This window comes from Candidatus Cloacimonadota bacterium (assembly GCA_011372345.1).
In the GTDB taxonomy this organism is placed as follows: Bacteria; Cloacimonadota; Cloacimonadia; order Cloacimonadales; family TCS61; genus DRTC01.
In genome coordinates, this window is record DRTC01000043.1 from 1 (window position 1) to 1,972 (window position 1,972).

Consider the following 1,972-nt stretch of genomic DNA (forward strand, 5'->3'; position numbering starts at 1 on the left):
ACTTCCGGTCGTCTGGATTCCCTCACAACCAAAACAGATGAAGATTTTGATCTACCTGAATTCTTCATTTCCAATTATCCCAATCCGTTCAATCCGGAAGTTAATATCTCCTTTTCTCTTCCTGAAAGGTCTTTTGTGAAATTATCGATCTATAATTTAAAGGGACAATTGGTAAAAACTTTAATTAATGAGAAATATGAGAATGGAAATTTTAATATCAAATGGAACGGCAGGAACAAACAAAATGAACCGGTTGCCAGCGGAGTATATTTCTATAAATTTGAATCGGAAAAATTTAGTAAGATCAAGAAGATTTTGTTGTTCAGATGAGATTGAGTTTTCAAAACTTGACTTCCAGATGAACATAAATATCAATGAACCATCGGTTCAACGAATTTCTGATTCAACGAATCGGTAATTCAGCGAATCTGTGATTCAATGAATCGGAGGTTTAAAAAACAACGGAACAAAGTTCCGTTCTACAAAAAAAACGAGGAGATAATAAAATGAAAAAAGTGTATTTTGTGATTATTTTTGTAATGCTAGTTACTTATGCAAATAGCGAACTGATTTTTTTCGATGATTTCGAAGCAGGACTTGGTAACTGGAATGTAATCAACAACGGAGGAGTCGGACTTTGGACGATTTATTCACCGCCTTATCCGAACAGTTATACAATGCCGCCGACTTCTTCCGGTAATGTTTGTTCGGCAGATTCGGACGAAGCCGGTTCAGGAACAACAACAGACACGACTCTGGAATTAGCAACACCAATTGATATGAGCACTTACACAGATATTATCCTGGAATTTGATTCGGATTTCTATGCAATCAATACTGATGATTACTGTTATGTAGATGTTAGTAGTGATGGCGGCAGTACATGGAATAATGTTTTAACTTATGCCGGAGTTAGTGTCAGGCAGACACATGAAACACTTGATATCACAGAATTTGTTGAACTTCAATCCAATGTACTTGTCAGATTCCATTCTGTCCAGCCCGGTTGGGATTGGTGGTGGACGATCGATAATATTGAGATCAATGCCGAAATTTCTATTATTTATGATAATAATTTGGCTGCTTTATCGATTGCTGGATCAACCATCGTCAACGCCGGAAACACTGAAAATTACGAAATAACAATAAAAAATGTAGGTAACAATCCTCAAGATGAATATTCGGTTACTCTCAAAAAGGAAAACGGAGAAATTCTCTCAACCGTCGATGTAAATCAAACCATTGAACCGCAGGAAGTTGTTACTTACATTTTAACCTGGAATGTTCCGAGTGACGAACCGGAAGGTTCGGTAAATATCTTTGGAGAAGTTTTTCTCGAAGGTGATGAAAATCCTGCTAACAATATCACAGGTTATCTCTCAGTTCAGGTTTTTCCGCAAGGGATTTTTGAGATCACAGTTGGTGACGGGACCGAATTGAACAACAGAACACCGGTCTGTTTTCAGTATCTGAACAGTTTAACCGAGATGCTATATTTTTCGGAAGAATTGGGTGGAGTAACCGGAATGATCACGGCTTTGACTTTTTATAATGATTTTACTACGAATCTTATGCATAAACCGGTTCAGGTGTGGATGGGTGAAACAACGCAAACTAATCTGACAGACGGCTGGATCCCTTCCACAAGTCTAACTCAGGTTTTTGACGGATTCGTGAATTTCCCCGCTGGCAATAGTTTTGTAACGATCAATCTTGATTTTCCCTATATGTATGAAGGAGACAATCTTGTTTTAATGGTTTTCCGTCCGATGGATTCGCAAGTTTATGGCTCACTGGATAACTTCTATCATGATGAAACACTTGAGATGTTGGACAGAACCAGGTATGAAAGAGACGATGTAATAGTTCTCGATCCGGCAAATCCTCCTGAAGGTTGGGGATTTGAAAAATTTCCCAATACGACTTTTACCTTTTATCAGGGAGCAATGGGAGATATCGAAGGTTATGTGAT

2 protein-coding genes are annotated in these 1,972 nt (G+C 38.1%); both read left to right on the forward strand.

From position 1 onward, the window contains the following. A partial coding sequence (locus ENL20_00765) for a T9SS type A sorting domain-containing protein (GenBank protein ID HHE37092.1) occupies window positions 1–330 on the forward strand: 330 nt, incomplete at its 5' end. Window positions 331–506: 176 nt separating this feature from the next. Continuing rightward, the coding region (locus ENL20_00770) for a hypothetical protein (GenBank protein HHE37093.1) at window positions 507–1,972 on the forward strand (1,466 nt) is incomplete at its 3' end.